Source organism: Nonomuraea deserti, from assembly GCF_004348685.1.
GTDB lineage: Bacteria > Actinomycetota > Actinomycetes > Streptosporangiales > Streptosporangiaceae > Nonomuraea > Nonomuraea deserti.
This window is the reverse complement of sequence record NZ_SMKO01000047.1, coordinates 26,882-52,740: the sequence shown is the minus strand read 5'-3', so window position 1 is coordinate 52,740 and position 25,859 is coordinate 26,882. Positions and strand designations below refer to the sequence as shown.

Below are 25,859 nucleotides of genomic sequence, written 5' to 3'. Positions count from 1 at the left end.
CTGGTGTCGGGGGAGGCGGGCGCGGGCAAGACGGCCCTGGCCAGGACGCTCACCCGGCGCCTTGAGCAGGCGGGGTGGGTCGTCGCGTGGGGCGCGAGCCCGGAATCGCCGGGCGCGCCGGCCGCCTGGCCGTGGACACAGATGCGCGCCCGCCTGCCCTCCCAGGCCGAAGCCGCCCCGGAGGTTGCCTCGACGGCGTCCGTCCCCGAGGACGTCCTCGCGCCCCACGCCGTGGCTGACGAGGCCGCCGAGGAGAATCCCGTCACGGCGCGGTTCCGGCGGCAGCGGGCGATCGGCGCCCACCTGGCCGCCGTCTCCGCGAAAGGCCCGGTCCTGCTGGTCTTCGACGACCTGCACTGGGCGGACGAGGAGACCCTCGCCCTCCTGACCGCGCTGGCCACCGACCTCGACGTCGGCCCCGTACTGATCGTCGGCACCTACCGCTCGACCGAGATCTCCGCCGGACTGGCGGAGACGCTGGGCCGCGCCGCACGAGCCGAGCCCGCCAGGATCTATCTGGGTGGCCTCACCGAGCCCCAGGTGCGGGAGCTGGTGCGCGCCGTCACCCGCCGCGAGCCCACGGTGGAGAGCTCGCGCACGATCCACACGCGCAGCGGGGGCAACCCGTTCTTCGTACGGGAACTCACCCGGGTTTGGGAGAACGACGGCGACGCGGCCCTGCGATCCGTGCCCGCGGGCGTTCGCGACGTCATCCGCCACCGTCTGGCCGCGCTCTCCGAGACCGCGCGCGCCCACCTGCGCCAGGCCGCCGTCATCGGCGGCGAGCCCGGCCTCGACGTGCTGATCGGGCTCGCCGGCGACGAGGACCTCGTCCTCGAATCCGTCGAGGAGGGCCTGCGGGCCGGTTTCCTGGTCGACGGGGACGCCGACCGCCTGCGTTTCGCCCACGCCCTGGTGCAGGAGACCCTGTACGGCGACCTCGCGAGCCCGCGCAGGGCCCGATGGCACGCCGCCGTCGCCACGATCGTGGAACGGACGAGCCCCGGCGACGTGGAGGCCGTCGCCCACCACCTGCTGCGCGCCGGAGGCCGCGCGGCCCCGGCCCGTACCGCGCACTACACGCGCGCCGCCGCCATGCGCGCGGAGCACCGGTTCGCGCCGCGCGAGGCGGCCCGGCTGTGGCGGGAAACGATCAGAGCTCTGGACCGCGCGGACGGCGGGGCTCCTCAGCACGGCAGCGGGGCCCGGGGGCGGTTGGAGGCCGTCATGGGGATGGTGCGGGCGCTGGCGGTGACCGGTGACCTGCAGGAGGCCAGGCGGCACCGCGCGGAGGCGGCCGGAGCGGCGGCGGAACTCGGGGATCCCGTGCTGGCCGCGCGCGTGATCGGCGCGTTCGACGTGCCCGCGATCTGGACGGCCAACGACGACGAGGCCCTGTCCGCCCGCCTCGTCGCGGCCGCCGAACGCACGCTGGCCGCCCTTCCGCCCGGCGATGACGCCGACCGTACGCCGGCCGCCCGCTCACCCGGACACGAGGCCGGGTGCACGCCGGCCGCTTTCCCGGCTTCTCATGACGCCGAGCGCGCCCGCCTGCTGATCACCGTGGCGATGGAACGCCGGGCCGACCCGGGACCGCGGGGAGACCAGGCGGCGCGGGAGGCCGAGGGCATCGCTCGCAGGCTGGGTGATCCCGTGCTGCTGGCGTGCGCGCTCAACGGCCGCTACCTGCAGAGCTTCCAGCGGGCGGGCCTCGCCCCGCAGCGTGCCCAGCTCGGCGAGGAACTCGTCGAGCTGGCCGCCCGCCACGACGGCCTGGTGACGTTCGAGGTGCTGGGGCACTTGATCCTCGTCCAGTCCGGCGCCGCGCTCGCCGACCTGGAGGCCGCGGATCGGCACGCCGGCGCGGCCGGCCGGCTCGCCGACCGCCACGATCTGCCGCTCGTCGGCGTGTTCACCGCCTGGTACGCCGCGCTCCGGCTCGCGGTGACCGGTCGCCAGGACGAGGCGCGCACCGCCTACCGCACGGCGGCGACCCGGCTCGCGGGTGCGGGGATGCCCGGAATGGAGGCGGGCATCCTCCCGCTCGCCCTGCTCTGCCTGGACGCCTCCACCACCACGCCGGCCGGTGTGAGCGCGGCCGATCACGGGCCGTACGAGAGCTGGGCCCGGCCGCTGGCCCTGCTCGCCCGTGGCGAGCGCGGCCAGGCGATCGCGGCCGCGCGCGCCGTCCCCGGCTCCCCGCGCGACCTGCTCTTCGAGGCCAGGACCTGCCTGCACGCCCTCGCCGCGATCGAGGCAGGCGACCGGCCCGCGATGGAGCGTCTCTACACCCGGCTGCTCCCCGCCGAGGGAGAGCTCGCCGGAGCCGGCAGCGGCCTGCTCACGCTCGGCCCCGTGGCACACTTCCTCGGCCGTCTGGCCGGCGCGCTCGGCCGGCCCGGCGCGGCCGCGGAGCACCACCGGCAGGCCGGCGCGCTGGCCGCCAGGGCCGGGGCACCGCACTGGATCGCCGCGGCTCGCGACGCGCTGTTCGGGCTCGGCGAACGGCCGGGCTGACCCGCCGCCCGCATCCGACCGCCCACGACGGCCCAGGCGGCCCAGGCGGCCCGGGCCGGCTTCGACGTCCGGCCGCTCCGGCGGATTCCTGCTCGCGGCCGGTCACGTTTCCTCCACGCCGCTCGTCATAGCGGTGGCCCCGGCACGACCGGGAGATGATCGTTGGAGGAGACATCATGACGGACTCCGATATGCGCAGCGTGGTGGACGGCCGAGTGCTGCTGCCCGGCGACGACGGATTCGAGCAGGCCTCGAAAGCCTGGAACCTGTCCGTGGAACAACCCGTCGCCGCCGTCGTCGAGGCACGCGACGCCGGCGACGTGGCGGCCCTGGTGCGGTACGCGGGCAAGGCCGGGCTGTCGGTGAGCGCGCAGCCGAGCGGGCACGGCGCCTCGGGTGACACCGAGGGCGTCATCCTGCTGCGCACCGGCCGGCTGGGCGAGGTCGAGGTGCGCCCGGAGGAGCTGCTGGCCCGGGTGGGCGCCGGGGTCAGGTGGGGTGAGGTGCTGGCGGCGGCCGGCAAGCACGGCCTGACCGGCCTGGCCGGCAGCAGCCCGGTGGTGAGCGTGACGGGGTACACCCTGGGCGGGGGCCTGAGCTGGTTCAGCCGCAAGCACGGTTTCGCCGCCGACAGCGTGCGGGCCTTCGACGTCATCGGCGCGGACGGCGAGCCGGCCAGGGTGACCGCGGACTCCGACCCTGACCTGTTCTGGGCGCTGCGCGGCGGAGGCGGCGACTTCGCTGTCGTGACGGCGATCGAGTTCGAGCTGCATCCGGCGCCCGCCCTGTACGGCGGGCGGATCATGTGGCCGGGACACCGCACTCATGAGGTGTTCGAGGCCTTCCGCGAGCTCACCGCCGAGGCCCCCGACGAGCTGACCCTCTGGTTCAACCGGGTGCGGTTCCCGCAGGCGCCGCCCATGGTGGCGCTCGACCTGGCCTTCCTCGGCACGGAGGACGAGGGCCGGGCGCTGCTCGGCCGCCTCGACAGGATCGACGACGTGATCGCCGACAAGCGCGGTGATGTCGCCGTGGCCGACCTCGGCGACATCACCGCCGATCCCACCGACCCGGCGCCGGGGCGCTCCCGGGCCGAGCTGCTGACCGGCCTCGACGACGCGGCGGCGGTGACATTGCTGGACAGCCCGATCGAGCCGCTGGTCGCCGTCCAGATCAGGCACCTCGGCGGCGCGCTCGCCAGGCAGTTGACCGGCGCCGGGCCCGCCGGGCCGCTCGCGGAGCCGTACCTGCTCTACCTGTTCGGGATCGCGCCCACCCCCGAACTGGTGGCGGCCGTGGGTGCCAAGCAGGGATGGTACGCCGGGGAACTGGACGTCAGCGGGCGCAAGCCGTACACGTTGCTGGCGCCGGGGGAGCGGGCCGCGGAGGCCTTCACCGAGGAGGACACCGGCCGGTTGCGGCAGATCAAGCGGGCCCGCGACCCGCACAACGTGCTGCGCGCCAACTTCCCCGTGCTCGCCTGACGTCCCCTTCGCCTCCGGTCAGAGGATCTGGCCGGAGGCGAAGGCGTGGCTGCGGCGCACCAGCTCCCACACCGTCTCCAGCTCGTCGTCGTCGCGCGGGCCGTACACCATGATCAGGGTGGGCGGGCAGCGGCCCTCGATCACCAGCGGGTGGAACTCGCCCCACCCTCGGGCCACGGCCTCGGCGGCGTCCCGCTCGGGCAGCAGCAGGTGCAGGCTCCCGTCGAAGGCCCCGTGCAGGTGGGCGAACTCGGTGCTGTCCCGGACGAACGCCGTGCCGGGCCCGAGCGCGTGCTCCGGGTCCAGATGCAGCGCGCGCGTCTCCGGCAGGGAGACGACGCTGGCGCCGGTGCGTACGTGGCCGAGCCCGGCCATCCGCCGCCACAACTCTTCCTGCAGCTCCACCGGCGCGATCTGGTCGAGCTGCTGGTGCGGGATCTCGGGAAAGGTGGCGGGACGGTCGCCGCACCGCTCCCGCAACGCGTACGAAAGGGATATCTCTGTCTCTTGAGTGCTCACACTAAGTAATCATACATGTGCGATATGTAGCGATATGTGGGTGCGGCTCCGGTTGGCCGTCACGCCGTGATGCCCGATCCCGTCAGGTAGTGCTGCACCACCGGGCCGATCTCCCGCACCAGGGTCTCGGTGTCGGCCTCGGCCATCGGCGGCAGCCGCAGGACATAGCGGGTGAGCGCCAGCCCCAGCAGTTGCGTGCTGATCAGCCCCGCCCGGTGCGCCGCGCCGTCGGCCCCGGTCAGCCGGGCCACCTGCGAGGCGATCTGACCGGCGAACACCTCCCGCATGCGCTCGGCGGCCATGGGGTTCGTGCTGGCGGAACGGAGCAGCAGGATCAGCACGTCGTCGGACAGGTCACCCTCCCAGCGCGCCAGGAAGTGGCGTACGAGCAGCTCGCCCAGCCGGTCGGGCGGCGGTTCCTCGACCTGGTCGAGCCGCAGGTCGACGGCCACGGCAGCGCTGAACAGCCCGGCCTTGCTCCCGTAGTAGCGCATGACCATCGACGGGTCGACGCCCACCTGCGCGGCGACGGCCCTGATCGTCATGCCCTCGAAGCCCCGCTCGATGAGGAGTTTCCTGGCGGCCGAGAGGATGGAGGTCCGAGTGGCGGCCGATCTCTCGGTGAAAGCCATGACAACGATTGTAGGCCAACACTCGTACGTCCAGCTGGGCGTGCGCTCCACCAGCCGGGCGGCGCCCTCCCGGTCGAGCCCCTGCAGCCCCACCACGGTGTCCTCGGCCTCCAGGCGCGCGCGGCGCTCGCCCACCAGAGTGCTCCTGCCGATCCCGGCCTCGCCCGTGACGACAATCCTGCCGGGCCCGGCGGATGAAAGTTTCAGCGCGGGAACCCGCAGGTCGGCGGGTGTGCCTCTGAGGGCCGGTTGACGGTGGCTCTCGTGCGTGCGATCAAAGCTCGAACAGCGACAACCAGCCTTCGAGTAAGGCGGATCTCCAAACAAACTCGGCTATCCCGGCAGCGTCACACCCGGCGGGAAAGCGCTTACCATCACCCAGGCAAGGAGGACGACCTTGACACGTGACCCCCGTTCCAGACGATGGCGCCGGCGGCTGGCGACCCTCGCCGCCATGCTGACGGCCATGGTGGGCGCCATCGCCGTGACGCCGCTCCAGGCGCAGGCGGCCAGCGTCGACACCAGCGCGTGGTACGTGCTGGTCAACCGGCACAGCGGCAAGGCCCTCGACCTGTACGACTTCGCGACCGACGACGGGGCGCCGATCGTGCAGTGGGCCCGCAACGACGGCAACCAGCAGCAGTGGCAGTTCGTCAGCTCCGGCGACGGCTACTACCGGCTCAAGTCGCGCCACAGCGGCAAGGTGCTGGACGTCTACGAGTGGTCGACGGCCGGCGGCGCGGAGATCGTCCAGTGGGCCGACCTCAACGCCGCCAACCAGCAGTTCCGCCTGGCCGACTCCGACGGCGGCCACGTCCGGCTGATCAACCGCAACAGCGGCAAGGCCCTGGAGGTGTGGGAGTGGGGCACCGGTGACGGCGCCAGGATCTCCCAGTGGGACGACCTCGGCGGCGCCAACCAGCAGTGGCAGCTCGTCAAGATGGGCGGCGGCGGCGGAGGGGGCGGCGACGGCAGCGGCGAGTGGCCCTCCGACACCGGCAGCGTGCACATCACCGAGACCCGTGACGTCGGCACGTTCTTCGACGGCGGCATGAAGCGCTACTACGGCATCGGCGACGGCGGCCAGGGGGAGAGCCAGGACCCGATGTTCGTCGTGGACAACGGCGGCACCATCCAGAACGTCATCATCGACGCCCCGGCCGGCGACGGCATCCACTGCGAGGGCTCGTGCACGATCCGCAACGTGTGGTGGAACGACGTCGGTGAGGACGCCGCGACGTTCAGGTCGTCCAGCTCGTCGGCCACCTACCTGGTGGACGGCGGGGGCGCCAAGTCGGCCTCCGACAAGGTGTTCCAGCACAACGGCGCCGGGACGCTGACCATCAGGAACTTCCAGGTGCACAACGCGGGCAAGCTCTATCGCGCCTGCGGCAACTGCTCCAGCTCCTACCAGCGCCACGTGGTCATGGACGGTGTCACCGCCCGCTCCACCGACGTGCTGGCCGGCATCAACACGAACTGGGGCGACACGGCCCGCTTCAGCAGGATCACGGTGTACGGCGACGACACCACGATCTGCGAGAAGTACCGGGGCGTCCCGAAGGGCGACGAACCGGAGAAGATCGGCGAGGGAGCCGACGGCGTGAACTGCCTCTACTCCTCATCCGACATCACCTGGCGCTAGTCCCCGCGGGGCCCCGGGCAGGCTCGGGGCCCCGCCGTCTACTTTCCTCTGAGGAAAGTACGTGCTACTTTCCTCAGAGGAAAGTAGACCGGCGACAGGGGGAGCCCGTGAACTTCCAGAACGCCCAGTCCGCGCTCGACGACATCCACCGCCTCCAGGACAGGACGCGCGAGGAGATCCTTCGCCAGAGCTTCGCCCTGCCCTACGTGCTCATCGCGGCGCTCGGGCTCTTCGTCTCCTTCGGGTCGGGCGGCTTCGACGGCCTGTGGAGCTCCGTCGCCCAGGGGCTCGGGCTGCTCCTGTACGCCGGAGTGGGCATCGTGCGCGAGCACCGGGCGTCCGTCCGCAGGAAGGTCACCGTCCAGGACGTGGTGTTCCACATTGGCCTGATCGCCGTGCTCGTGATGATCTACGGCATCGCGCGGGTCGCCGTCTGGGCGCTGTTCGGCCTGCCCTCGGAAGGGCTGCTGTCGCAGGGGACGGCGGCCGCCGCGGTGATGGCCGTGGCGTACGTCGCGCTGACCCCCATCAATCGCCGCGTCACGAGAGCGACCGTCGCATTGGGCGGCGGGCGTGGCTGATGGAAGCACACTTCGACGAGTTCCTGCACGTTCCCGCGCGGTTGTCGATCGTGGCGCTGCTGGCGCCGGCCGACTGGGTGGAGTTCGGCTTCCTCAGGGACTCGATCGGCACCAGCGACTCGGCGCTGTCCAAGCAGGTCTCGGCGCTGGCCGCCGCCGGATACGTCGCGGTGCGCAAGGGCCAGGAGAAGCGCGGGCGGCGCACGTACGTGCGGCTCACCCCAGAGGGCCTGCGGGCCTTCCGGCGGCACGCGGCGGCACTGGAGCGGATCGTCGCGCTCGCCCGCGTGCCGCCGGACCGGCCGGCGCTGGGTTAACCGGTCACGATCAGCGTGTACGCGGTGACCGGCGTGCTCAGCTTGTCGTAGTCCCTGAGCTGAACGGTGAACGTCGACGCGCCGGCCCTGACCGGCGTGCCGGTGATCGCCCCGGTGTACCGGTGGAGGCTCAGGCCCTCCGGCAGCGCGCCGTCCACCACCTGCCAGTCGTAGAACGGCACGCCGCCCTCGGCCCGCAGCCCCTGCTCGTACGCGACCTCGGCCCGCGCGGTCGGCAGGGCGGTGGTCTAGATGGAGGGTTCGAGGAACGGGCCAGCTCCTGTTGAGCTTCCAGTCGGGGTTCTCGGCGATCAGCAGCGTCAGCTTGGCCAGCTCCCACCTCCTGGTCGGGAATTGGTGCCGCCAGCCGCCGTTCTGGCCGCTGAGCCGATCCCAGTACGGCTCGTCGCCGAGCACGTGGTAGCCGCCTTCGAGCGGCACGAGGTAGCTCTGGTAACCGATGACGTCCTGGTTGTCGCGGCCCTTCGAGGGCACGCGGTCGCCTTCCAGTCGCTGTGGAAGGCGACCGCGTGGCCGTATTCGTGCACGACCAGGCAGTGCACGTCGATCACCTGGCCGAGGTCGGTCCTGTACCAGTCCTCGTCCTTCTACGAGGTGAACAGCCGCATCAGCTCCTCGTCGTACTCCACGATCATGCTGGTCGAGCGGTGGTAGGGGGTGGGCTCGCCGTTACTGGTGTGGAACTTGCCGTTGACCGTGGGGAAGCCGGTCGAGTACGGCGTCTGGCGTTTGATCCCCTGTTTCCCCCCTGGTTCAGGTCGCGTGGCCGGATGGCGATCGGGAGGGTCGGCAGTTGATAGTAGGTGGTTCGTATCAGATCTCCTTGAGGAATCCGGCATCGACGGCGAAGTCCGCACCAGTGGTGCTTGCCGAGCGCGGTGAGGCGAGCAGGACGATGACTTCGGCGATCTCCTGTGGCTCGACCAGGCGCCCGGTCGACAGTTTCATCATCTCCGGTGCGATCTGATCCATGACGCTGTTACGGTCGGTGCCCGCATGAGCCGCGATGATGTCGGCTGCACCGCCCTCTTCGGTCCACCATGCCGTTCGCACGGGCCCTGGAGAGACGGTGTTCACCCGGATGCCCTGCGGCGCGAACTCCTCTGACAGGGCCTTGGTGAGGTTGTTCAGGCCGGCCTTGGCTGCGCTGTAGTCGACGTTCATGGCGGTGGGCAGCCTGGCACTGCCCGAGGAGACATTGATGATCGAACCGCCGCCCCGCTCGAGCATCGGTGGGATAGCGGCGCGGACGGCCCGCACGACCGAGAACAGGTTGAACTCAAACATCACCCGCCAGTCGTCATCGGTGGGGGCCAGGAAAGAAAAGCGCGGCAGAGCCACGCCGGGCGGCGGGCCACCGGCGTTGTTCACCAGGATGTCGAGCCCACCGAACTCTTCCACGGCTCGTGCCACGATGTGGCCGGGTGCGTCGGGGTCCATCAGATCGACCGGCACGTGGAGTAAGTCGATACCGCCCCGCTCCTCCAGCTCCGGGGTGGTCTTTCGGGAGGCGGCCACGACGCGGACGCCCTCGTCGAGCAGGGTACGGGTGACGGCCAAACCGATGCCCTTAGAGGCGCCGGTAACGATCGCGACACGGCCGGATAGTTCCAGATCCATGATCGTCCATTCATCGTCGAGCCTTCATCCGATCGAAATTGGGGGAGAGGGCTTTCGCGGCATTACAGCCGTGGCGAGCCCATGGCCCCCGAACTGGTCAGATTTCAGGTCAACTGGCTGGCGGTGGCAATCTGATCATCCAGCGCGCCCGGCGGAGTGGAAACCACCGATCCGAGATCAGCTCATCACATATCGTGTGCCTCCATATGGAGATGGTGAGCTGCTTCACCGCAGGCGAGCGTCAGCCCACCACCTCTCGGGCCCAGCCGGCCGCCTTTCCCCGTCCTGATCTTCGTCTACATGGGTCAACGCCCGCTTGCCCGGACGGCCCAAGACTTCTTGCACGTGGCGGCCGGTGTTCCATTCGGTGCAGACCTGGACGGGGTGAGTTCCGAAACGGTCTTCGCATTCGGCCGGCCAGCCATAGTACGGATCGGTGATGTAGTCACAGAACTGCCGTAAGGCTTTCTGATAGATGCCGCGGAAGCCATGGTCGTCGACGGTCCTGCCGAACATGTCGACGACCTGTGCGGCGGGGCGGCGGCGTGCGCGGCGTGCGGCACGCCGGTGAGCAGGGAGCTGAGCAGGACCGCCGCCAGGGCTAATCGACGGGTGGCGGGGTGGCGTCCTCGTGCCATCACGGCTCCTCGCGATTGTGAGAATACCTTTTCCCACGGGGACAGTAAGGTGTTACACAGCACTGGTCAACCCCGGTCCCCTACCCGCGGCGCGTCGACTCCCGCAGGATCAGACCGGCGGGCACGACGGTCACCCCGCCGCCGCCCGGCTCGCCCGCGATGGCGTCGAGCAGGTGACGCGCCGCCAGCCGGCCGATCTCGCGCAGGTTCATGTCCACGGTGGTCAGTGGCGGCCGGCAGCCCAGCGCCATGGGCTCCCAGTTGTCGAAACCGACCAGCGCGACGTCCTCCGGCACCCGCCGGCCCCGCTCGCGCAGCGTCTCGGCCACACCCCTCGCGATCTGGTCGCTCCCGCAGAAGACGGCGTCCACGTCGGGCGCCTGGTGCAGCAGGATGTCGGCTCCCTGGCGGCCCCACTCCTCGCTCCACTGCCCGAACAGCACCTCGCCCGCGGGCTCCAGCCCGGCCGCCGACAGGACGTCGCCCAGCCCGCGGGCCCGCCGGCGCGCCGCCTCGAACCGCTGCGGCCCGGTGACGTGCCCGATGCGGGTGCGGCCGGTCGCCAGGAGGTGGCGGGCGGCCAGGGCCCCGCCGCCCTCGTCGTCGGGGATGATCGAGACGTCGGACTCGTCGGTGGACTGCGTCATGGCGTAGACGACCGGAACGGGCAGGTCACGGCCGATGCCGGGTCTGAGCTCGGTGCGCCGCCCGGTGACGATGATGCCCTCGACCCGCCGGGCCAGCAGGCGCTCGACGTAGTGGCGCTCCCTGATTGGGTCGTCGCGCGTGTCGCACATGAACACCGAGATCTGCCCGGCCCCGAGCGCGTCCTCCGCGCCCAGCATGACCGGGATGCTGAAACGGCCGAAACTGTCGTCGGTGACCAGGCCGACCGTGTAGGTGCGCCCCGCCAGCAGGCCCTGTGCGAGCGGGTTGGGGCGGAACCCGAGCCGCCGCGCGGCGGCCAGCACCCGCTCGCGGGTCTCCTCCCGCATCCTGCCGCGGCCGTTGAGCGCCTTGGAGGCGGTGCCGATGGAGACGCCCGCGGCCGCCGCGACGTCCCTGATCGTGACCGTTCTCGCCTTCTCCTCAGCAGCGCCGGCCAACCGGGCCTCCTTTCGCGGTCACACCGTGGTGTTCACGATCGCACTCTTGACCAGTGATGTATCACACTTTACCCTCCGTGAGAAAACCTATTCTCACCCCCTGGCGAGGAGTTCGATGGAACAGATCCTTGGCCCATCCGTCCCTTCCGGCCGCGCCCTGTGGCGGCCGCTCGGCGTCCAGGACGTGATCATCACCGGAGGACCCCTCGCTCGGTGGCAGCGGATCAACCACGAGGCCAGCATCCCGCTCGGGCTGGAACAGATGGAGCGCTCCGGCGCCCTGCCCAACCTGCGGCGCGCGGCGGGCGAGGGGGAGGGCCCGTTCCAGGGCTACCGGTTCCAGGACTCCGACCTCTACAAGCAACTCGAAGCGGTCGCCTGGGAGCACGCCCGCGCCCCCGAGCCCCGGTACGCCGAGTTCATCGAGCAGGCCGCGGCCGTGCTCGAACGCGCCCAGCGGCCCGACGGCTACCTCAACTCGCACTACCAGGTCGTCAAGCCCGGCAAGATCTACACCGAGCTCGAGTACAGCCACGAGATGTACTGCGCCGGCCACCTGTTCCAGGCGGCGGTCGCGGCCGCCCGCGCCGGCATCGGCGACGGGCTGCTCGCCGTCGCCAGGCGCTTCGCCGACCACCTCGTCGAGGTGTTCCTGACCGGCGGCGACGACGGCATCGACGGCCACGCGGAGGTCGAGACCGCGTTGGTGGAGCTCTACCGCCTGACCGGCGAGCGGGCCTACCTGGAGCTGGCGGGCAAGCTGATCGACAACCGCGGCAAGGGCCTGATCGCCGACACCGGCCTGGGCAAGCTGTACGCCCAGGACCACCTTCCCGTGCGCGAGGCCGCCACCCCGGTCGGCCACGCCGTGCGCCAGCTCTACCTGGAGGCCGGCGTCGTCGACGTCTACCTGGAGACCGGCGACGAGTCGCTGCTGGACTGCTCGCTGCGCCGCTGGGAGGACATGGTCGCCACCAAGACCTACATCACCGGCGGTCACGGCTCGCGCCACGACGGCGAATCGTTCGGCGAGCGCTACGAGCTGCCGCCCGACCGCGCCTACAACGAGAGCTGCGCGGCCATCGCGAGCATCCACTGGAACTGGCGGCTGCTGCTGGCCACCGGCCACGGCAGGCACGCGGACCTGATCGAACGCACCCTCTACAACGCCTTCGCCGCCTCCACCTCGGCCGACGGCCTGCGCTTCTTCTACGTCAACCCGCTCCAGCGCAGGGACGACCTGGCCGAGGACGCCTACCTCGGGCGGCGCAGGGAGTGGTTCGCGTGCGCCTGCTGCCCGCCGAACATCATGCGCCTGGTGGCCTCGCTCGGCGGCTACGTCGCCACCACGACCGGGGCGGGCCTGCACCTGCACCAGTACGTCCCCGGCACCGTCGGCGCGGGCGGCGCCCGGCTGCGGATCGAGACCGGCTACCCGTGGGACGACCTGGTCAGGATCGTCGTCGAGGAGGCGCCGGACGGTGAATGGAAGCTCGCCCTGCGCGTCCCCGCCTGGAGCGCGGCCACGCTGGTCGACGGCCGCCCGGTCCGCCCCGCCGAGGATGGATATTTCAGCATCCGTCGTCGCTGGACCCGGGGCGAGACCGTCGAGCTGCGGCTCGACCTGACCCCGAGGCTCACCTACCCCCACCGCAGGATCGACGCGGTCAGGGGCTGCGCCGCCATCGAGCGCGGACCGCTCGTCTACTGCTTCGAGCAGGCCGACCAGCCCGGCGGCGTGGCGGTCGACGACCTCGCGCTGAACCCCGCCGCCCCCCTTCGGGTGGTCCCGCGCGACGACCTCGAGGGCGTCGGCCGCACCGTGCTGATCGAGACCGACGCCGCCGCCGTGGTCCAGCCGCGCGACGGCCTGCCGTACACCACCACCCCCCAGGCGACCGGCACCCCCGTGACCGCGACGGCGATCCCGTATTTCCAGTGGGACAACCGTGACGGCGGCGCGATGCGGGTGTGGGTCCACCTCGCGTAAGGAAACACGCCGATGAGAAGACGCGACCTGTTGAAGATCGGCGGCCTGGCCGCGCTCGGCGCCGCCGCGACGGCCTGCGGCGGCGGCTCGGGCTCGGGCTCGGACGTGCGGCTGCAGTTCATGTACTGGGGCTCGACGTTCGAGAAGAAGGCCGTCGAGAGCATGCTCGAGCAGTACGAGCAGAAGAACCCCGGGGTGAGCGTCAAACCCCTCTACACGCCCGACGAGTACGACGTGAAGCTCAACACGCTCGTCGCGAGCAACCGGCTGCCGGACGTCGGGTACGTGCCGCTGGCCATGTCGTTCCGCCTGGGCGAGCAGGGCAAGCTCGTCAACCTCTTCCCGTACCTGAAGGAGTACCCGCAGCTGGCCGGCTACCTGCCGGACGCCTACCTGTGGTCCGGCCAGGACAACCTGCACGGCGTGGCGACGGCGAACGAGATCGAGCTGCTGTGGTTCAGCAGGTCGGCCGTCGCGCAGGCCGGCGTCACGCCGCCGGCGGAGGCGGGCTCCGCATGGACGTGGGACCAGCTCGTGGAGAACGCCTACAAGCTGACCGTCGACCAGAACGGCAGACGTCCCGACGAGTCCGGCTTCGACCCCAAGCAGGTCAAGCAGTTCGGCGTCTCCAGCAGCATCACCTACGGCGCGGCCTGGTACGGGTTCCTGCGCAGCAACGGCGTCGACTTCGCCGACGAGACCGGCGAGCGGTGCCTGCTGGACACGCCGGAGGCGATCGAGGTCTTCCAGAACCTGCAGGACCTCGTCTACGAGCACCGCGTCGCGCCGGGCCCCGGACAGCTGGCCGCCACCGGGAACGACGTGCCGGGCACCAACATCCTGCTCAAGACCAAACGGGTGGCGATGGTGGTGGACGGCCACTGGAGCCTGCTCGACATGAACGAGAGCAAGGTCGACTACGGCATCGGCGTGCTGCCGAAATACGCGGAGCCGTTCACCGCCACGCAGGTGGCGGGGGCGTCGGCGGTGTTCGCGGGGAGCGAGCACGAGCAGGAGGCGGTCGAGCTGTTCGCCTTCCACAACGACCCCCGCTACGTCGACCTGTTCGAGCAGGGCCTGTGGATGCCGCAGGAGAAGAAGTACTACGAGGACCAGGCCGCGATCGACTCCTGGACGAAGAACGACCTGCACCCGCCCGAGTTCCGCACGGCCGTGGTCGACTACGCCCGCGAGCACGGCGTGCCGGTCTTCGGCAACCGGGTCAAGAACATGACCACCATCGCCAGCGACGTGCTGACCCCGGCGTTGCAGGAGATCGAGACCGGCAAACGCCCGGCGGGGGAGATCCTCAAGGCCGCCGCCCCCAAGATCACCAGCATGCTCCAGGGCTGGCAGCACACCCAGGAGTTGTGATGCGCCGCCTCGAGACACGCTGGGGCATCCTGATGGCGCTGCCCGCCATCCTCGGGTTCCTAATCTTCACGATCGGGCCGATGGCGGCCTCGGCCTTCTTCAGCCTGACCGACTGGCAGATCGGCGCCAGCCCGTCGTACATCGGGCTGGACAACTACGCTGCGATGGTGGGCGACGAGCTGTTCTGGAAGTCGCTGAGCACCACCACCTACTACACGCTCGGCGCGGTGCCGCTGGTGCTGATCGTCAGCTTCGCCGTGGCCATGCTGCTCAACCAGAAGGTCAGGGGCCTGTCGATCTGGCGCACGATCTTCTACCTGCCGACGCTGGTCCCGGCGATCGCGAACGTCGTGCTCTGGATCTGGATCTTCAACCCCGACTTCGGGCTGCTGAACTCCCTGCTGCGGCAGGGCGGGCTGCCCGGCTCCCAGTGGATCTACGCCGAGTCGACCGCCGTCCCCTCGCTGATCATCATGAGCACGTGGGGCTTCGGCAACACCATGGTGATCTTCCTGGCCGGGCTGCAGGGCGTGCCCAGGCACCTGTACGAGGCGGTGTCGATCGACGGCGGCGGCGCGTGGCGGCGCTTCTGGCACGTGACGCTGCCCATGATGACGCCGACCATCTTCTACAACCTGGTCGTCGGCGTGGTCGGCACCTTCCAGGTGTTCAACCAGGCGTACGTGATGACCGAGGGCGGCCCCAACCACGCCACGCTCTTCTACGTCTACTACCTGTTCCGCAAGGCCTTCACCGAGAGCGAGATGGGCTACGCCAGCGCGCTCGCCTGGACCCTGTTCATGATCATCATGGTGGTGACGTTCCTGCTGTTCAGGAACGCCCGCCGCTGGGTCTACTACGAGATGGCAGGTGCCCGTTGACCGCCGTGGCCACGCCCGACCGCACCCGGTCCCGGGGAGTCGCCCCCACGCGGGGGTTGCGCCGGCCCCGCAGGTACCGCCGGATCCTGCTCTACGTCGCGCTGCTGGCCGGGTCCGTCCCGACGCTGCTGCCGTTCGTCTGGCTGGTGCGCAGCGCGCTCATGCAGGACAGCCAGATGTTCGTCTCGCCGCCGGAGTGGATCCCCGCGCCGTTCCAGTGGTCGAACTTCAGCGAGGCGCTCACCACGCAGCCGTTCGGCCGCTATTTCCTGAACACGCTGGTCATCGCCGTCATCAGCGTCATCGGCACGGTGCTGACGTGCTCGGTGGCCGCCTTCAGCTTCTCCCGGCTGCGCTGGCGCGGGCGCGACGTCGTCTTCGCGCTGCTGCTGAGCGGCGTCATGCTGCCGTACGCGGTGACCCTCATCCCGACGTTCGTCATGTGGCAGGAGCTCGGCGCGCTCGACACGATCGTGCCGCTCACGGTGCCGAGCTGGTTCGCCGGGGCGGGCGGGGGAGTGTTCAACATCTTCCTGCTCAGGCAGTTCTTCCTGACGATCCCGTTCGAGCTGGACGAGGCCGCCTACATCGACGGGGCCTCGCCCTGGCGGGTGTTCTGGACGATCGTCATGCCGCTGTCCAAGCCCGCGATCATCGTGGTGACGATCTTCACGTTCATCGGCACCTGGAACGACTTCCTCGGGCCGCTGCTCTACCTCCAGGACGAGGAGAACTACACGCTGTCGCTGGGGCTGGCGTCGTTCCAGAGCATGTACCTCACCCAGTGGGGCTACCTCATGGCCGCGTCCGCGGCGGTGATCGCGCCGATCGTCGCGCTCTTCTTCTTCCTGCAGCGGTACTTCATCGAGGGTGTCACGCTCACCGGGATCAAGAACTGACCTGTGTCGTGGCGCGGCTCGCCCGGCGGAGCTAAGGTCGTGCCGTGAGGGATGAGGAGCAGGGAAACCTGGTCACGGGGGTCGGGGTGATCGACCGGGCGGTCGCCATCCTCGACACGGTCGAGCGTGCCCCGATGGGGGCCACCGAGCTGGCCCGCCACCTCGGCCTGTCCGTCCCGACCGCGCAGCGGCTGGCCGCGTCCATGGTCAAGCACGGGCTGCTGCGCCGCGACCGCCAGGGGCGCTACCACGTCGGGCGGCGCTTCACCTCCTCAGGCCTGATCACCGTCTCCGGCCCCGTGCTCGACGATCTGCGGGCGCGCACGGGAGAGACGGCGGCCATATGGGTGCGGCGCGGCGATCACCGGCTCTGCGTGGCCAGCGCGGAGTCCGAGGCCGAGCTGCGCGCCTCGCTGCCCGTCGGCTCGCGCCTGCCGCTGGCCGCGCGCGGCTCGGCGGCGCGCGTCCTGGAGGCCGGTGACCCGCCGGATCCCGCGCGTCCCGAGCGGCGCTGGCTCGAGAGCGTTTCCGAGCGGATGCTGGGGCTGAGCTCGGTCAGCACGCCCGTCCGGTTCAACGACGAGGTGGTGGCGGCCCTCTGCCTGTCCGCCCCGCTGTCGAGGGTCGGCCCGGAAGGGCCCGGCCACCAGTACGGCGACCTCGTCGTGGCCGCCGCCGAGCGCATCGAGAAGCTGATCCTGTCCGGCTGACGGTCCGCTCACGCGAGCGCGTGGGCGATGTGGCGCGTCGACCGGTAGAGGTCGCGGTAGAGGTGGTAGAGCCGGTCGTAGTCGCCGGCCGCGCCCGCATCGGGCTCGACCGTGGCGACGGCCGGGTTCCAGCCCTCGCTCGCCACGCCGCACGCCCGGGCGGCCAGCATGGCGTCGCCGTACGCGGCGCCGACCGTGTGCGCGGGCAGGACCTGCGGCTGCTGCAGCACGTCCGACACGATCCGGGTCCACAGCCCGCCCCGCGTGCCGCCGCCGACCGCCACCAGCCGCCTGCCCACGCCGCCCGCGGCCCGCATGGCCTCCAGGTTGTGCCGCACGCCGAAGGCCGTGGCCTCCAGCGCCGCCCGGTAGAGGTGGCCGCGCCCGTGCCGCAGGGTCATCCCGATGAGGGTGCCGCGCGCGTCCGGGTCGAAGAGCGGCGTGCGCTCCCCGGCGAAGTACGGCAACATGAGCAGCCCCTCCGCGCCCCGCCCGGCGGCGGCGGCCTCGGCGGTGAGCTCCTCGAACGACGCGCCGGTCAGGTCGCGCAACCACCCGGTGATCGCCCCCGAGGTGGCCATCCCCGCCGCCAGGTTGTACGTCCCCGGCGCGACCCCGGCGGTCCCCCACAATTGCGGCGAGGCGGCCCGCGCGGCGAGCACCTCGACGATGAACATGGTGCTCCCGTACATCAGCATGACGTCGCCCGGCGCGGTGACCCCGGCGCTGAGGGCCTCCGCCCAGGCGTCGACGGTCCCGGCGACCACCGGGATCCCGGCGGGCAGCCCGGTGGCCGCCGAGGCGGCGGCGGTGACCGTGCCGACGGTCTCGCCGCTCCACGCCAGGGCGGGCAGCTCCAGCCCGGGCGCGATGTCAGCGGCCCACTCGGTGATCCACGCGTGGACGCGGGTGTCGTAGAGGGGCGTGCACTGGCTGGCCGAGTGGTGGTCGAGCACGTACGCGCCGGTCAGCCGGTACGCCAGCCAGGAGTGCGCCATGAACACGCGCCGGGTGCGCTCCCACACGCCGGGTTCGTGGGCCCGCAGCCATTCCAGCTTCGGCCCGGCCGCCTGCGAGGTGAGCGGCGACCCGCACCTGTCCATGATCGCTGCCGCGCCGTACCGCTCGGTCTGGGCGGCGATCTCGGCGGTGGCGCGGGTGTCCACGCCGTAGAGGATGGCCGGGCGCAGCGGCGTGCCGTCGGCGTCGCAGGGCAGCACGCACGGTCCGATGCCGCTGAGCCCGATCGCGGCGACGTCGGGGCGGGCCAGCTCCCCGGCGATGGCCAGGAAGTCGGCCCACCAGACCTCGTCCGCGTCGTGCTCGAACCAGCCGGGCCGGGGCGTGGCGGTGCGGTGCTCGCGCACCGCCGTGGCCACCACCGTCCCGTCGGGCGCCACCAGCACGCCTTTGGAGCTCGCGGTGCCGATGTCGATGCCGAGGAACATCAGCCCTGCCCCGACAGGTCGTACTTCTTGTAGAGCTCGGCCGCGTTGTCCTTGGTGACCTGCGTCGTGCCGAGCACCTGTTTCTTCTCCACCTCCTGGCCGTGCAGGATCTTGTTGACGGTCTCGGCCGCCTCCTCCGCGCCCGTCGGGTAGATGAACGTGGCCGAGAGCTGGCCGAGCTGCACCGCGCGGATGCCGCCGTCGGGGATGGCCAGGCCGTCGATGCCGATGAACTTGATCTGCTCGGCCTTGCCCGCGGCCTGGGCCGCCAGGTAGGCGCCCAGCGCCATGGGGTCGTTGTGCCCGTACACGAGGTCGATCTTCTCGTGCTGAGCCAGCCACTGCTGCATGATCGGGGTGGCCTGTTCCTTCAGCCACTTGCCTTCGCGGTCGGCGATGATCTTGATCTTGGGGTTGGCCGCGATGGCCTCGCGGAAGCCCTTGTCGCGGTCGATCTGCGGCTGGTTGGACATGATGCCGCGCAGCTCGACGACGTTGCCGCCGTCGGGCAGCAGCTTGACCGCCTCCTCGCCCGCCTTCTTGCCGATGAGCACGTTGTCGCCGCCGATGAAGGCGGTGTAGCAGTCGGTGTTCACCGTGCGGTCGAGGACGATGACCGGGATCTTGGCCTGGCACGCCTGCTCCACGGCCGCCGTCAGCGGCGCGGGCTCCGTGGGGGAGACGATGAGCGCGTCCACCTTCTGCGTGACGAAGTTCTGGACCTGGGAGACCTGCGTGGCGCTCGACTGCTTGGCGTCGGCGATCGGCAGCAGCTCGATGTCCGGATATTTCTTCATGAAGTGCTGCAGCTGCAGGTTGAGCTGCGCCCGGTACGGCTCGGCGTTGTTCGACTGCGAGTAGCCGACGACGAACTTCTTCTTCTCACCGCCGTCCGCCGACGTGGACGGGCCGGGCGCCTTCGACGCGCACGCCGCGGCGAGAACCGCGCACAGCGCGATGGTGATGGCCTTCTTCACGATCGAGACCCTCCTCGGAAGAACTTGAAGAGATCGGGACGCTGCAGGACCACCGCCACGACGACGATCAGTCCCTTGATGACGAGCTGCCAGTTGTCGCTGACCGCGTTGAGCCCCAGCACGTTGTCCAGCAGCGTCAGGATGAGGGCGCCGACGAACGTGCCCGCGATGGTCCCCTTGCCGCCCGCCAGGGACGCCCCGCCGATGACCGCGGCCGCGATGGCGTCCAGCTCGTACGACTGCCCGGCCTGCGGATCGGCCGAGGCGCTGTAGGCGGCGTCGATGGGCCCCGCGAACCCGGCGAGCATGCCCGACAGCGTGAACACCGCGATCGTGATCGCCGTGACGTTGACCCCGGACAGGCGGGCGGCGGTGGGGTTGCCGCCGACCGCGTACACGTGCCGGCCGAACCGGGTCTTCGTCAGGATCAGGTGGAAGACCACGCAGACCACGATGAAGGCCAGCACCGGGTAGTAGATCCGGTCGAACAGGTTGTGACCTGGCGTGCCGAACAGCTGGAACGCCTCCGCCTGCGGCGTCAGCTTCCCGTCGGGCCCGGCGATCTGGGTGCCGACGCTGACGTTGTCACTGACCTGCCGGTCCAGGCCGCGTACGACGGACAGCATGGCCAGCGTCATGACGAACGACTGGATGCGCAGCCAGGCCGTGCCCGCGCCGTTCAGGAAGCCGAAGAACGCGCCCACCACCATGCAGATCGGCACGATCTGCCACGGCTCGAGCGAGTGCTTCGACAACATCATCGCCGCCGTCATCGAGGCGATGCCGAGCAGCGAGCCGACGGACAGGTCGATGCCGCCGGTAAGGATCACCAGCGTGACGCCGACGGCCAGGATGCCGCGCGAGGCGAAGGCGCCGACGGCGTTGGTGAGGTTCGTCTCGTTGAGAAAGATGTCGCCCTTCGTCGCGATGCCGACCGCGAGGATCAGGACCAGGCCGATGTAGGCCTGTGCCGCGCCGAGGGCGGAGAACGTGCGCCGCAGCCGGTTCTCACCCGGCGCCTTCGCGGGCGTGGGCGGCGCGGTCTTGGTCGTCATAGCGTCGTCACCTTTTGTCGTGCCATGGCGGCTTCGAGAATCGCCTCCTGCGTGGGGTGCTCCCCCCGGGAGAACTCCGCGGTGATCCGGCCCTCGCACAACACGAGGATCCGGTCGCACATGGCGAGCAGCTCGGGCAGCTCCGACGAGGCCACCAGCACGCCCTTGCCGCCGGCGGCCAGCGAGGACATCAGCGCGTGGATCTCCGCCTTGGCCCCCACGTCGATGCCGCGGGTGGGCTCGTCCATGAGGATCAGCGACGGCGACGTCAGCAGCCACTTGGCCAGCACGACCTTCTGCTGGTTGCCGCCGGACAGGTTCCCGACCGTGAACCGGGTGCCGGGCGCCTTGACGCGCAGCTCGTTCACCTGCCGCTCCACGGCCGCCTGCTCGCGCTTCGCGTCCACCGTCCCCAGGCGCAGGAGGCGGCCGAGCGAGGGCAGGCTGGCGTTGAAGGCGATGGTGTTGCCCAGCACCAGGCTCTGCGCCTTGCGGTCCTCGGCGACGAGCGCGACGCCGCGCCGGATCGCGCCCTTGGGGCTTCGCGGGCGGTACGGCCGCCCGCCCAGGCTCATCGAGCCCGCGGCCGGCCGGTGCACGCCGAAGATCGCTTCCAGCAGCTCGCTGCGGCCCGCGCCCATCAGGCCGGCCACGCCGACGATCTCGCCCGCCCGTACGGACAGGGAGACCTCGCGCAGCGGGGTGCGGCCGGAGCCGGGCTCGCCCGGCACCGACAACCCCTCGACCTTCAGCAACTCCACGCCGCTCCCGCCGCCGTCCGCCCGCGGGAACATCTCGCCCAGCGGCCGGCCGACCATCATCTGGATCAGCTCGTCCCGGTCCACCTCCGAGCGCTCGCCGACGTACGTGCCGTCACGCAGCACGACCACCCGGTCGGCGATCTCCTCCAGCTCCTCCAGGCGGTGCGAGATGTAGATGACGGCCACGCCGCGCCCGGTCAGGTCGCGGATGACCGCGTACAGCCGCTGGACCTCCGCGTCGGCCAGGGCCGAGGTCGGCTCGTCCATGACCAGGACGCGGACGTTCTGCGACAGCGCCTTGGCCACCTCGATGAGCTGGCGTTCGGCGATCTTGCACTGCTTGATGAGCCGGCGCGGCGACAGGTCGAGGCCGAGACCGCGCAGCAGCTCCGCGGTCCGGGCCTCCATGGCCTTCCTGTCGAGGATCGCGCGTTCCCTGCCGAGGAAGATGTTGTCCGCGATGGACAGCTCGGGCACGAGGTTGAGCTCCTGGTGGATCATCGCGATCCCGTGCCGGCGCGCGTCCTTGGGCGAGTGGATGTGCGCCACCCGCCCGCCGATCTCGATCTCGCCCTCGTAGTCCTTGAACACGCCGGCCAGGATGTTCATCAGCGTCGACTTGCCGGCGCCGTTCTCTCCGAGGAGGGCCACCACCTCGCCCTCCGCCACGGTCAGCGACACCCCGTCGAGGGCCCGCACGCCGGGGAAGGACTTGCCGATGGCCCGCATCGTCAGAACGGTCACCGCAGACTCCACGCGGTGTAGGAGGCGGCCGACCAGGGCGTCTTCGGCGTGAGCCGGACCGTGATCTCGCCGCGGCCCCGGGTCGCGCTCGCCGGGATCTGGTAGGTGTCCTCCAGCCACCTGCGGCTCTCGTTGCCGAGCGGCTGCGTCCAGTCGGGCAGCCGGTGCCCGTTGACGGTGACCTCGGCGCGCTGGCCCGCGCGGCTCTGGTCACTCGTACGCCGCAACTCGACGCCCTTGTTGCCGCGGTCGATCCGCAGCGTGAAGGAGACCGGGTCCTCGGTGACGCGCTGGGTGGCCGTCAGCGTGTCGGCGTTCTTCAGGTCGCCCTCGAACGCGGACTCCAGCGTGGTGACCTCGCCCTGGCCGGTGTAGCGGTGGGCCCGCTCGCTGGCCGGGTCGCCGACCGTCAGGGCGTCGGTCTTCCTGGTGGCCGCCCTGCCGGAGCCGTACCAGTAGGCGGTGGAGGAGTAGACGCCCTCGACGTTGTTGGTCCAGCCGTGCTCGATGTCGAACGTGATCGAGCTGCCGAACGGCACCGCGTCGCCGATCATCAGCCGGTAGGCGCTGGTGCAGTCGCTCTCCTCCGGGCAGCCGGTGGCCGGGGCCAGGTGCGCGGGATTGCCGTGGAAGGGCGTGTTGAAGGTCTCCCTGTTGAAGTACCAGCCGGCCTGGTAGAAGTCCTCGCTGCCGGTGCCGTGGATCTGCGGGGTGCGCGAGCCGTCGACATGGACGCGCTCGTCGCCCTCCAGGTAGTTGCGGTTGGTCGGGCCGCGCATGGTGTGGCTGACCCCGACGAACTTGCCCTGGCCGGTGGCCTTGAGGAAGGGCCAGCTCCTGCCGGGCGTGGTGGCGCCGGCATGCGACTGCGCCCGGAAATAGCCGACCTCTTGTGCCATGGGCCGGTGGGCCGACGTGACCGACGCCGCTCCCTCGATCGCCCGCCCGGTGCCGTTGTAGAGCTCGACCGTCGCGCCCTTCCTGTACGGCATCGGCCACCACGCCGACATCGTGCTCGTCCCGGCGTCCACGGCGTACATCAGCGACTTGACCGGCATCATCGCGTGCCCGCTGCCGAAGAACTCGCCGACCGGCGCGTCCACGGTGCGCTCGCCGTCGAAGGCGATCCGCAGCCGCAGCCCCTGCAGCACCTCCTGGGCCGCCTTGACCCTGGCGAGCTCGTCCTCCTCCATCGGGAAGGCGAAGGTCCGCTCGCCCTGCCAGGTCTGCGCGACGATCGTGTAGTCGTGCGCCGCCTCATCCGCGGCGTCGCCGACGTCCACGGTGTCGGTCCGCTCGCCGCCGCTGTCCACCCAGTACGTGAACTCGTTGTAGTCGAGGTCCGACGAGTGGAACACGTTCTTGATCGTGATCTTCGACTTGCCCTTGGTCGCGCTCGCCGGCAGGTCGACGGACTCCTCGGCCCACATCCCCGAGGCGCCCACCTTGCTCGGCGGCCACTGGGCCACCTCCTGGCCGTCCACCAGCACCTTGGCGACCTGCTTGCCGATGGCCGGGTCGATGCGCCGGGTCAGCCGCACCCCGTCGTTCTCAGGGTCGATCGTGACCGTGAACTCGCTGGAGCCGCCCTCGCCGAACGCCCGGCCCTCGTCGGCCTCGGTCTCGGGCAGGACCTGCTCGGCCTGGGGCAGCCGCAGCCTGATCTGCGACAGCAGGCCGGAGCCGTGCGTGCGGGCGAGCCGTACCGACCTGCCGGGGGCGAGGCCGATCGCGGTGTCGTGCGTGCGCGCGCCCGGGAGCGCGGGCTTGGGGTCGCCGCCGGCCTTGAGCCGGTCGATCACGTCCTGTGCCCTGTCGGACGGGTCGAACGTGCGCACGCCCTCGGCGTCGGCGAACGTGCGGTAGGAGACGTGGTAGAAGAGCGGGTTGTGCTCGGTGGTGATGCGCATCGACTCCCGGTACGGCATCGGCACCTCGACGTAGACGCCGCCCGAGCTCTGGTCGGCGTTGCCCACGAGCGGATAGGCGAACGGGGCGCCGAGCTTGCCGTCCACCAGGTCCTGCAGGCTCGCCTCGACGACCTTGCGGCCGTCCAGCTCGATGGTGATCGTGCCCGTCTTCGTGACGTCGCCGCCGTCCCTGGTGAACCAGATGGCCTGCACCTCGCCGGCGCCGGTGTGCTCGGCGAGCACGCACCCCTGGCCGGAGGTGCTCAGGCAGGAGTACGTGCCCTCGAACCCGTCGTTGTTGTCGGCCGTGCGGTCGAAGCTCGAGAACTGCTTGGTCTGCACGCCGGTCGGCAGCTCCGGCAGCCGGTCGAGCCGCCGGTAGACGTCCCACCCGACCGGTCCCTTGCCCGGTGCCGGCTGAGCCTGCGCGGGTGCCGCCAACGTCCCGGCCGCGAGCACGGCAGCCAGCAGAGTCGTCCTAAGCCGCATCGCCGAACCCCTCGAACTCGACACCCAGCTGCGTGCAGACAGCCTCCAGCTCGGCGACGTGGTCGCCGGGCACGGCGTGGATGTGGTTGGAGCCGAACCGCCCGAGGAACTCGGTGGCCGGCACGTGCAGTCTGGTGAACGCGTGCGGCCACTCGAACGTCGACTGCCTGGCCATGGCCTCGTTCGTGGCGTCGTCGTACAGCTCGAAGTCGCCGCGCATCACGTGCATGCGGTAGGCGCCGTCCCTGCGGGTGAGCCGGGCGAACGTGGCGGCGCCGGGCGCGGCCAGGTGGTGCACGCTGGCACCGCCGGCGGGGAAGAAGAACACCTCGGGGTAGAAGTGCGTCTTCGCCAGGTTCTCCGCGGGGTCGTCGGAGCGGGCGGCGTACCAGGTGGCGTGCTGACCTGAGTTGCACAGGTCCCACACGTCCTTGTCGGCGTGGTAGTGGCGCACGTCGGCGAACAGGACCGGGTCGCCGCTCAGCAGCTTGAGGATCTGCATGGTCAGCGCGCCGTCCATGTCGGCCTCGGTCGCGCAGACGTGCGTCTCCTTGGGGCCCTCCCAGTCGTAGGGGTCGTTGAGGAAGGACTCGGCGATGTCCATCGTGCAGAAGTGGGTGGTCAGCTCGGGCTGGCCCTTGATACCGGAGAAGTCCAGCTTCCACTCGTCGATGAGCTCGCGCATCGCGTAGTACGTACGGATCTGCCGTTCGAGCAGGTCAGGTGTGAGCTGCTTGCCGTCGTAGTGGACGTTGCCCTTGGTCTCGAGCCATTCGCGAGCCTCCTTCACCCGGGTCTGGGACGCGTTCTCGCTGCGGCGCACGATCTCCCACTGGTCGATCTCCTCGACGTCCACGCCGAAGGTGCGCATCCACTGGTCGGTGTTGGCGACGGCGGTGTACATGCCCATGGGCCGGCCGCCGATCCGGCCGAACGTCGATCCGCGCAGCCCTCGGACGGCCCGCGCGGCGCGCACCTCGGTCAGCACGCGGTTCCTCACGGCGGGGTCCTCGATGTCGCCCCAGGCGCGTGCGTGCACCCTGCCGATCTGGTCGAGACCGCCGCCGCCGGCCAGCATGCCGACCATGCCCGGCTGGGCGGGGTCGATGTTGGCCATCAGCAGCAGCGGACCCGGAGTGGCCTCGGCGGCGAGCATGGTGAAATGCGGGAAAGCCCAGACCGCGTAGTTGAAGATCGTCAGGTCGGGCCGCTGATCCGCCAGCCGGCGCGCCTGCGAGGTGGCCAGCTCGTTGGTCCACACGATCTCCGGAGCCACGATCACCTCGTGCCCCTCCTTGCGCAACGCCTCAGCAAGGGCGGTCGTGGCGTCGTTGATGTGATCCACAAGATCGCGGGCGACGAAGTCACGTCCGTCCGAGATGCTCAGCACTCCGATACGTGCCACGGGTGTTTGACCTCCATGTTCGGAAATCGATTGCTCGGAAATCGATTTCCACCCAAGCTAGATCGCACCCTCTGGGCCGTCAATGCCGCTTCACATCACAGAATGGCAACAGTGAGCGCCCGCCGCCTTTCTGCCG

Annotated in this window: 23 protein-coding genes; 11 read left to right on the top strand and 12 right to left on the bottom strand. The window is 70.7% G+C overall.

The window, feature by feature from the left end; translation table 11 throughout:
- A partial coding sequence (locus E1292_RS19440) for an ATP-binding protein (protein ID WP_132596637.1) occupies positions 1–2,517 on the top strand: 2,517 nt, incomplete at its 5' end.
- Between the two features lie 176 nt (positions 2,518–2,693).
- Positions 2,694–4,001 carry an FAD-binding oxidoreductase gene (locus E1292_RS19435; protein ID WP_132596636.1) on the top strand — a complete coding sequence of 436 codons (1,308 nt, stop codon included), beginning with the start codon at positions 2,694–2,696 and terminating at the stop codon, positions 3,999–4,001.
- 18 nt (positions 4,002–4,019) lie between these two features.
- On the opposite strand, the gene E1292_RS19430 is transcribed toward E1292_RS19435, so the two are convergent.
- Complete coding sequence (locus E1292_RS19430) at positions 4,020–4,520, bottom strand: luciferase domain-containing protein (RefSeq protein ID WP_132596635.1); 501 nt, start codon at positions 4,518–4,520, stop codon at positions 4,020–4,022.
- 59 nt (positions 4,521–4,579) lie between these two features.
- Positions 4,580–5,287 (bottom strand): TetR/AcrR family transcriptional regulator, encoded by a 708-nt coding sequence (locus E1292_RS19425; protein ID WP_220446939.1) that lies wholly within the window; start codon positions 5,285–5,287, stop codon positions 4,580–4,582.
- Between the two features lie 262 nt (positions 5,288–5,549).
- Between E1292_RS19425 and E1292_RS19420 the strand changes: the two genes are divergently transcribed.
- The 3 genes from E1292_RS19420 to E1292_RS19410 all read left to right on the top strand — a co-directional run bounded on the left by E1292_RS19420 (position 5,550) and on the right by E1292_RS19410 (position 7,695).
- Positions 5,550–6,797, top strand: a complete 1,248-nt coding sequence (locus E1292_RS19420) for a pectate lyase (RefSeq protein WP_220446938.1) — start codon at positions 5,550–5,552, stop codon at positions 6,795–6,797.
- A 107-nt stretch (positions 6,798–6,904) separates the two neighbouring features.
- Positions 6,905–7,378 carry a hypothetical protein gene (locus E1292_RS19415; RefSeq protein ID WP_132596634.1) on the top strand — a complete coding sequence of 158 codons (474 nt, stop codon included), beginning with the start codon at positions 6,905–6,907 and terminating at the stop codon, positions 7,376–7,378.
- A complete protein-coding gene (locus E1292_RS19410; protein ID WP_132596633.1) occupies positions 7,378–7,695 on the top strand; it encodes a winged helix-turn-helix domain-containing protein in 318 nt (105 codons plus the stop codon). The genes E1292_RS19415 and E1292_RS19410 overlap by 1 nt, the downstream gene beginning before the upstream one ends.
- Here E1292_RS19410 and E1292_RS19405 read toward each other — a convergent pair.
- A complete protein-coding gene (locus E1292_RS19405; protein ID WP_132596632.1) occupies positions 7,692–7,934 on the bottom strand; it encodes an Ig domain-containing protein in 243 nt (80 codons plus the stop codon). The two genes, E1292_RS19410 and E1292_RS19405, sit on opposite strands and share 4 nt — an antisense overlap.
- Positions 7,935–8,049: 115 nt before the next feature.
- Between E1292_RS19405 and E1292_RS19400 the strand changes: the two genes are divergently transcribed.
- Positions 8,050–8,370: a hypothetical protein gene (locus E1292_RS19400; protein ID WP_132596631.1), complete on the top strand. Its 321-nt coding sequence runs from the start codon at positions 8,050–8,052 to the stop codon at positions 8,368–8,370.
- Between the two features lie 159 nt (positions 8,371–8,529).
- Here the strand turns inward: E1292_RS19400 and E1292_RS19395 are convergent, their stop codons facing one another.
- The 3 genes from E1292_RS19395 to E1292_RS19385 all read right to left on the bottom strand — a co-directional run bounded on the left by E1292_RS19395 (position 8,530) and on the right by E1292_RS19385 (position 11,080).
- Positions 8,530–9,336: an SDR family NAD(P)-dependent oxidoreductase gene (locus tag E1292_RS19395; protein ID WP_132596630.1), complete on the bottom strand. Its 807-nt coding sequence runs from the start codon at positions 9,334–9,336 to the stop codon at positions 8,530–8,532.
- 225 nt (positions 9,337–9,561) lie between these two features.
- Positions 9,562–9,852, bottom strand: coding sequence for a hypothetical protein (locus tag E1292_RS19390; RefSeq protein WP_132596629.1), 291 nt, complete (start codon positions 9,850–9,852; stop codon positions 9,562–9,564).
- A gap of 202 nt (positions 9,853–10,054) precedes the next feature.
- Positions 10,055–11,080 (bottom strand): LacI family DNA-binding transcriptional regulator, encoded by a 1,026-nt coding sequence (locus tag E1292_RS19385; protein ID WP_246090203.1) that lies wholly within the window; start codon positions 11,078–11,080, stop codon positions 10,055–10,057.
- A 115-nt stretch (positions 11,081–11,195) separates the two neighbouring features.
- Here E1292_RS19385 and E1292_RS19380 point away from each other — a divergent pair, with 115 nt between their 5' ends.
- The 5 genes from E1292_RS19380 to E1292_RS19360 are packed head-to-tail and all read left to right on the top strand — an operon-like array spanning position 11,196 to position 16,934.
- Positions 11,196–13,070, top strand: coding sequence for a glycoside hydrolase family 127 protein (locus E1292_RS19380; RefSeq protein WP_132596628.1), 1,875 nt, complete (start codon positions 11,196–11,198; stop codon positions 13,068–13,070).
- 12 nt (positions 13,071–13,082) lie between these two features.
- Entirely contained in the window at positions 13,083–14,444 is a 1,362-nt protein-coding gene (locus E1292_RS19375) for an extracellular solute-binding protein (protein ID WP_132596627.1), read from the top strand.
- Complete coding sequence (locus E1292_RS19370) at positions 14,444–15,325, top strand: carbohydrate ABC transporter permease (RefSeq protein WP_132596626.1); 882 nt, start codon at positions 14,444–14,446, stop codon at positions 15,323–15,325. The genes E1292_RS19375 and E1292_RS19370 overlap by 1 nt, the downstream gene beginning before the upstream one ends.
- Before the next feature lie 5 nt (positions 15,326–15,330).
- The gene (locus E1292_RS19365) at positions 15,331–16,224 is read left to right on the top strand and encodes a carbohydrate ABC transporter permease (RefSeq protein WP_246090204.1); all 894 of its coding nucleotides are present in this window, start codon (positions 15,331–15,333) and stop codon (positions 16,222–16,224) included.
- Between the two features lie 44 nt (positions 16,225–16,268).
- Entirely contained in the window at positions 16,269–16,934 is a 666-nt protein-coding gene (locus E1292_RS19360; protein WP_132596625.1) for an IclR family transcriptional regulator, read from the top strand.
- An 8-nt stretch (positions 16,935–16,942) separates the two neighbouring features.
- Here the strand turns inward: E1292_RS19360 and E1292_RS19355 are convergent, their stop codons facing one another.
- From E1292_RS19355 to E1292_RS19330, 6 genes are read right to left on the bottom strand one after another with little or no spacing between them, the layout of a single operon-like run.
- The gene (locus E1292_RS19355; protein WP_132596624.1) at positions 16,943–18,382 is read right to left on the bottom strand and encodes an FGGY-family carbohydrate kinase; all 1,440 of its coding nucleotides are present in this window, start codon (positions 18,380–18,382) and stop codon (positions 16,943–16,945) included.
- Positions 18,382–19,359 (bottom strand): substrate-binding domain-containing protein, encoded by a 978-nt coding sequence (locus tag E1292_RS19350; protein ID WP_220446937.1) that lies wholly within the window; start codon positions 19,357–19,359, stop codon positions 18,382–18,384. Before E1292_RS19350 ends, E1292_RS19355 begins: the two co-directional genes overlap by 1 nt.
- Entirely contained in the window at positions 19,356–20,414 is a 1,059-nt protein-coding gene (locus E1292_RS19345; protein ID WP_132596622.1) for an ABC transporter permease, read from the bottom strand. Before E1292_RS19345 ends, E1292_RS19350 begins: the two co-directional genes overlap by 4 nt.
- A complete protein-coding gene (locus E1292_RS19340) occupies positions 20,411–21,919 on the bottom strand; it encodes a sugar ABC transporter ATP-binding protein (RefSeq protein ID WP_220446936.1) in 1,509 nt (502 codons plus the stop codon). Before E1292_RS19340 ends, E1292_RS19345 begins: the two co-directional genes overlap by 4 nt.
- Positions 21,916–24,318, bottom strand: coding sequence for a glycoside hydrolase family 172 protein (locus E1292_RS19335; protein ID WP_132596621.1), 2,403 nt, complete (start codon positions 24,316–24,318; stop codon positions 21,916–21,918). Before E1292_RS19335 ends, E1292_RS19340 begins: the two co-directional genes overlap by 4 nt.
- A complete protein-coding gene (locus tag E1292_RS19330; RefSeq protein ID WP_132596620.1) occupies positions 24,308–25,723 on the bottom strand; it encodes an L-fucose/L-arabinose isomerase family protein in 1,416 nt (471 codons plus the stop codon). The genes E1292_RS19335 and E1292_RS19330 overlap by 11 nt, the downstream gene beginning before the upstream one ends.
- Positions 25,724–25,859 lie beyond the last annotated feature (136 nt).